This window comes from Francisella noatunensis subsp. noatunensis (assembly GCF_009823375.1).
Taxonomy (GTDB): domain Bacteria; phylum Pseudomonadota; class Gammaproteobacteria; order Francisellales; family Francisellaceae; genus Francisella; species Francisella noatunensis.
Map to the genome: position 1 here is coordinate 1 of NZ_WBSX01000114.1, position 6090 is coordinate 6090.

Sequence of the window (6090 nt, forward strand, 5' to 3'; positions counted from 1 at the left end):
GATAGAGCTAGCAGATTTACTATTTTAGCCAAGTCTATAGATAGAACAGCTAATTCAATCAATAGAATATTGTACAAAGTATCTAATGGTCATAAAATATTAACAGCTACATTTGATAATGGTAAAGAGTTTGCTAAACATAAGAAGCTAACTAGCAAGACTGGCATCAAAGTATTCTTTGCTGATCCATACAGTCCTTGGCAAAGAGGTACTAATGAAAACATGAATAGGTATATCAGACAATTTATACCTAAAGGTACTAACTTTAACAATATATCTCATCAATACATTAGAAGTTACAGATAGACTTGAATAATAGACCTAAGAAATGTTTAAATTACTTGACACCTAATGAAGTACATTTTGGTATCTCTATAAACATTGAGAATACAATCTAGCAACTAAAACCAAAATTTAAAGTTGCTAAACTAATTGTGATTACTAAGACTACTTTTCTCATTTCTAATTACCTTTTTAAATATGTTCTGTATCGAGATGTGACTATTATTACAGAGTTTTGTTATAAATAAAAATATGTTATTTTGATTTAATATATAAGATATTTTGATATGAAAGTATTTATCTAAGTTGCTCTGACAAATAACAGTATCAACCTATAAAATCATAGTTTTCATTTTTTAAAATGTTAATATATGTGAATTATTTAAAAAGACTCTCAACAAAGTTATGAAAAAAATTATTGCAACTTTTACATTACTATTTTTATTGATACCGCTAGGCTACTCAGAAGGTAAGCTAGTTTTTGTATCGATGATTACAAGCCATGGTGATAGAGCACCTTTTGCCAATATCAAAAATGCTGAATATGATTGGGGAACAGGACTGTCTGAACTTACTCCAATCGGTATGAATCAAGAGTTTAATCTAGGTAGTCAGCTCAGACAAAGATACATCAAAAACTTTAAAACTACTGCCATGCAAATATCAGAATCAGAGTATATTTGTATTAGCTAGCCATACTAATCGAACTGTAGAGAGTGCGCAAAGTTTATTAATGGGGCTATATCCAGCAGGTACTGGTCTAGTTTTAGACAACGGACAATATGCTATTAATGGAGGCTTCCAACCGATTCCAATTATGACTTTATCGGCTGAATCTAAGCTTATACAGTTTCCTTATGAGCAGTATCTAGCTGTGTTGAGAGAATATATCTATAACTCTAAAATATGGCAAGATAAAACTAAAGAAGCAGAGCCAACTTTACAAAATGGCAGCAAATATTAGGTAATAAAATATCAGGTTTAAATGATGTTATTACAGTAGGAGATGTCTTGATAGTAGCCAAAGCGCATGGTAAACCTTTACCAAAAGGATTATTTCAAGAAGATGCGGATCAGATAATTGCTCTTACAGATTGGGGCTTAGCACAACAGTTCAAATCACAAAAAGTTGCTTATATTATGGGTGGCGAACTTACTAATAGAATAATACAAGATTTAAATAATGCTGCTGATGGTAAATCTAAATATAAAATGACTTATTACTCAGGTCATGATTTGACTCTTTTGGAGGTTATGGGAACTCTAGGAGTACCTCTAGAAGAAGCACCAAGCTATGCAAGCAATCTACAGTTTGAGCTTTTCAAAGATGGCGATACTTACAAAGTTAAACTTAGATATGATGGTGAGTATGTTAAATTACCAATTATTGATGAGGATGACAGTTGTACACTTGATGCTCTAAATAAATATATGCAAAACATCAACGATAAATTCAAAAAATAAATTCTAATTATTTTCTTAGATAAGCTGTGTAATATTGCTCAGTCATTCCTTCAGCCTTTCGATAGTCTGGGATATTTTCTCTTTGCTTACTATCAATTAGTTCAAACTCAATATTTGGAGAGAAGTTCTTTATCAACTCAGCTTGAGTAACACTATATGGAGGAGTCTGAGATTTTTTATCATGCTCCATCACGAGTAGTAGTATTTGAGTATTATCAGAGCATACTTGTAGCATTATCTTTGCATATATAGATCTTATATCTTCTGGCAAAGCAATATAAGCACCTCGGTCGTACCAAATATCAAAATTAGGTAAGTTTTTAGCTATTTTAGGTAAGTTAAAAATATCTGTTACATATATCTCAATATCATTACCTTTGTAACACTTATGATCACTCTCTTCGATAATTTCATATTTGATATTATTTTGACTAAAAAATGATAAAACAGCTTTTTCTGAAAGCTCGATACCAACAATTTTAACTCCTTTAGACAAAAAGTACAGTATATCTATACTACAGCCACACATTGGCACCAGACATACTGAAGAGATATTTATATTTAATCTAGAAAAGTGTTTAACCAAAAACTCATTTGGCGATTCTTGACAGAAATCAACATCATTGTTTTGCCATCTATCTAACCAGTATTGGTTATTATTAGTCTCAACTTTATCCATACTATCTCTAATTGGTAGTGATTAACCTATTAGACATATTAACATGAACGATTAGATAAATATTACTTTTAAATATGGCGATTTATACAATGGTTCTTTATAATTTCGATAGATTATAAAGGAGGAAAAAATGTCAAGTCAAAGTTTACTTATCAAAAATGCTACATTTGTTAACGAAGGCAAAACATTTAAATCTGATGTTTTAGTAGAGAATGGCAAGATCGCTCAAGTTGCTGCAAATATAGATAAAGCAGTAGATAAAACAATCGATGCTACAGGTCTTCATCTACTACCAGGTATGATAGATGATCAGGTGCACTTCAGAGAGCCTGGCCTTATGCATAAGGGTGATATTGAGTCAGAATCGCGTGCTGCTGTAATGGGTGGTATCACATCTTATATGGAGATGCCAAATGTAAATCCAGCTACTACAGTAGTTGAACGTTTAGATGAGAAAAAAGAGCGTGCTGCAGCTAGATCACATGCGAATTATGCTTTCTACCTAGGTGCGACAAATGATAATGTCGAAGAACTAAAACGACTAAAGCCGAATGATGCTTGTGCTATTAAGATCTTCATGGGTGCATCAACAGGTAATATGCTAGTGAATAATCCTGAGACTTTAGAAGGGTTTTTCAAAGATAGTCCATTACTTATTGTGACGCACTGTGAACATACTCCAATGATTACAGAGCTTGAGAACAAAGCGCGTGAGAAATATGGTGAAAATGTACCTTTTGACTTACATCCAGAGATTCGCTCGCGTGAAGCTTGTTTCAAATCATCTGAGCTTGCAGTTGGTTTAGCAAAGAAATATAACTCAAGATTACATGTGCTACATCTAACTACAGCTGAAGAGATGGTACATTTTAATAATACTATCCCGTTAGAAGAAAAGCGTATCACAGCAGAAGTGTGCGCGCATCATTTATTCTTCTCACGTAAAGATTATGCTGATAAGGGTTCACGTATCAAATGTAACCCAGCAATCAAAGAAGAGAGCGATCGTTTGAAACTGTTAGAATGTGTCGCTAATGATACTATTGATGTAATCGCAACAGATCATGCACCACATACTTGGGAAGAGAAGCAGGGCACTTATTTCAAAGCGCCAGCAGGTTTGCCACTTGTTGAGCAGGCGCTTATTTCAGTTTTAGAGCATTATCACAAAGGTTTCTTAACTCTTGAGCAAGTAGTACAAAAGACAGCACATGCTCCGGCAATTGTCTACAAAGTAAAAGATCGCGGCTTTATCCGTGAAGGGTATCATGCTGATTTAGTACTTGTAGATCTTAATGATCCACATACTGTGACAGATGAGTGTTGTCACTATAAATGTGGTTGGACTCCATTTGATGGTATTACTTTCCAATCAAAAATTAAGACAACAATTGTAAATGGTGTAGTGAAATATCATAAAGGTAAAGTTGTGAGTGATCAAAGAGGACAATGTTTAGAGTTTAATCATGAGTTTTGATTTTAGCTTGAAGTAATCACTAAATTTTTGCTAAGTTTGTTTTTTAATATGGTGTAATTATACAGTGTTCTTTACAAGAGTAGGGATAGGTTGAAATGAAGTCTAGTAAGCGTGAGTGGCGTGGTATTCATCATTCATGGAGCTTTTCTCCCCAAACTTTTCGTTGGTCAGGAGAAATGATAAGTGGAATAAATTTTTTACCAATCGCAACAAATATGCGAGCATGGATGTTACAACAAGGTCAGTTATCTCTTATGTCTTTTGAGCACTCTCGAGAAAAGGGAGGCCTTACAAACCCTTATACTAAAAGTGGTATTACCTTATCACTTATTATGGCCAGTGTCATTGATCATTCATATGCTTATGCACAAAATATTGAGACATCTCATAATGCTCTAGATTCAGAAATTGAAAGATTACGTATTTATAACGAATTACTTTTATACTCAGCAAGACTAATTGAAGTCGTAGTTAAACAACTTCTGTATTGTACGCAGATACCATAATCAAGATATAAGCAAATGGGATTAGGGCAGTTACTTGAATCTCCATGTCCATATTGTAAAAAGAAGAATGGTAAAGAACCTCATCTTGTTTCATTAGTTGGTACATTGGCACATCCATATGGTTTGTGCTTAGAGTTTGAGCATTGTGCAATGGATCATATGGATATTGTAAATAAGTTAATAAATTCTCAAGCAGCGCACTCTACAGTTCAAGAACTTAATGTTAGGACTTCAGCTATTTCAAAATCTCAACTATTGAAAGAAAGTACAGATATTCTTAATAAACTGGTTCATATGCTCTCACATATTGAGGATTTAGAACAAATAATGATGCAAGATTTGAAAAGTAAGATGAAAGCTATAAATCTTCTCAAGCTTGATGGACTTAAAGCAGATGATTGTAATTTCAATTTAGTTCCTGGAGAAGAATTTAAATTTAATTCTAAAACAGATTAGTTGAGAGCTGACGCAACATTCTTTTCATATATTAGAGAAGAATTCGTCATCCTATGGCTTGACCATAGGGTCCATTGAGAGTTTAAACTAAGGTCTAAAGAGTAGATTTTACGATCAAGTCATAGAATGACATAACAGATTATTTTATATACTCATCAAACCAAGCAATTTGCTTAGCTAGTATCTTTTGTAGAGGCTCACCCTCATAACATTCATAGTGACTAATACCCTCTAGAATCATTAGCTCTTTTGGTTCATTAGCTTTTTCATATAAAATATGCGACTCTTCAACTGGATTTACAGAGTCAGTATCAGAGGCAACTATTAGTACCGGAATTTTTAGATCACCAATATAGTTCTCTGGTTTATGCGACATAGTTTCATTAACTGTAAGAAATGGAATCTTAATATCAAAAGCATCATACTCTTTGCTATATCTTTCATAGAAGCCTTTAGATTGCTCATCTGTTAGTACCTTATGTAAAGGTACCATCATCTCTTTACCAGTTTTTTCTTTTTTAGTTAGCATCTTGTCAATCATACCAATGAATTTTTCTTTTTCTTCATCAGACATATCACCTGTGATTACTCTCTCACCATTAGCTAAAGTTAGCTGAACTGATAAACATTTGATAAGGTCATTTTGCGCAGCTGCAGTGATAGCGTTAGCACCCCCATACGAAGTACCCCAAAGCCCAATTTTATTAGAATCAACAAAGTCTAGACCAGCTACATAATCAATCGCAGAATGAATATCTTCGATTTGTAGTTTTGGTACTAGTCTACCTCTTTCACCTTCGCTCTCGCCAAAACCTCTATAGTCAAAGTTAAGTACAACATACCCAGCCTTTGCAAAAGCTTCAGCATACGCAGGTAGTAATACTTCCTTGAAACCGGCAAAACCATGACATAAAATTATCGCAGGATATTTACTATTTTGATTAAAATTTTCAGGCTTGTATAGCTGTGCTGATATATTACATTCATGAGATGTAAAGTTTACTTTTTCCATGTTTCTTCTAGTTACTCGTTATATATTTGTAACTTTATTTTAGCAGAAATTAAGCTATGTAACTTATAGAAGAGATTTTTATATACAGCTAGATTGTATTCTGAAAGTTTTAAATAGTTGAAAGAGAGTTCCAAATATAGTTTATTAGGTTTTGACGAAACTAAAATAAACGATAAGGAACTAAAAAATGCCAAAGTACTTAACTCTTTCAAAT

At 33.2% G+C, this 6090-nt stretch carries 6 protein-coding genes and 2 pseudogenes; 5 read left to right on the forward strand and 3 right to left on the reverse strand.

The window, feature by feature from the left end; all coding sequences use genetic code 11:
• A pseudogene (locus tag F8C69_RS08565) lies at positions 1–398 on the forward strand (IS30 family transposase); the annotation flags it as partial.
• Between the two features lie 289 nt (positions 399–687).
• Positions 688–1746, forward strand: a pseudogene (locus F8C69_RS11225) (histidine phosphatase family protein).
• 7 nt (positions 1747–1753) lie between these two features.
• On the opposite strand, the gene F8C69_RS08575 reads toward F8C69_RS11225, so the two are convergent.
• Entirely contained in the window at positions 1754–2425 is a 672-nt protein-coding gene (locus tag F8C69_RS08575; protein ID WP_159184885.1) for a thiopurine S-methyltransferase, read from the reverse strand.
• A gap of 130 nt (positions 2426–2555) precedes the next feature.
• On the opposite strand from F8C69_RS08575, the gene F8C69_RS08580 reads away from it, so the two are divergent.
• The 3 genes from F8C69_RS08580 (at position 2556) to F8C69_RS08590 (ending at position 4864) form a co-directional block, all read left to right on the forward strand.
• Entirely contained in the window at positions 2556–3902 is a 1347-nt protein-coding gene (locus F8C69_RS08580; RefSeq protein WP_159184886.1) for a dihydroorotase, read from the forward strand.
• A gap of 95 nt (positions 3903–3997) precedes the next feature.
• The gene (locus F8C69_RS08585; RefSeq protein WP_159184887.1) at positions 3998–4408 is read left to right on the forward strand and encodes a hypothetical protein; all 411 of its coding nucleotides are present in this window, start codon (positions 3998–4000) and stop codon (positions 4406–4408) included.
• A 15-nt stretch (positions 4409–4423) separates the two neighbouring features.
• Positions 4424–4864, forward strand: coding sequence for a hypothetical protein (locus F8C69_RS08590; RefSeq protein ID WP_159184888.1), 441 nt, complete (start codon positions 4424–4426; stop codon positions 4862–4864).
• A gap of 139 nt (positions 4865–5003) precedes the next feature.
• Here F8C69_RS08590 and uilS read toward each other — a convergent pair whose 3' ends face one another.
• Together uilS and F8C69_RS10845 are read right to left on the reverse strand one after the other, a co-directional pair.
• The gene (gene uilS / locus F8C69_RS08595) at positions 5004–5876 is read right to left on the reverse strand and encodes a UilS family quorum-quenching N-acyl-homoserine lactonase (RefSeq protein WP_159184889.1); all 873 of its coding nucleotides are present in this window, start codon (positions 5874–5876) and stop codon (positions 5004–5006) included.
• Between the two features lie 11 nt (positions 5877–5887).
• On the reverse strand, positions 5888–6090 hold a 203-nt coding region (locus tag F8C69_RS10845; RefSeq protein WP_236352427.1), incomplete at its 5' end, for a hypothetical protein.

Coding starts and splice junctions, on each gene's coding strand:
- uilS (WP_159184889.1), bottom strand. CDS start 5,876: ATGGAAAAAGTAAACTTTACATCTCATGAATGTAATATATCAGCACAG.
- F8C69_RS08585 (WP_159184887.1), top strand. CDS start 3,998: ATGAAGTCTAGTAAGCGTGAGTGGCGTGGTATTCATCATTCATGGAGC.
- F8C69_RS08575 (WP_159184885.1), bottom strand. CDS start 2,425: ATGGATAAAGTTGAGACTAATAATAACCAATACTGGTTAGATAGATGG.
- F8C69_RS08580 (WP_159184886.1), top strand. CDS start 2,556: ATGTCAAGTCAAAGTTTACTTATCAAAAATGCTACATTTGTTAACGAA.
- F8C69_RS08590 (WP_159184888.1), top strand. CDS start 4,424: ATGGGATTAGGGCAGTTACTTGAATCTCCATGTCCATATTGTAAAAAG.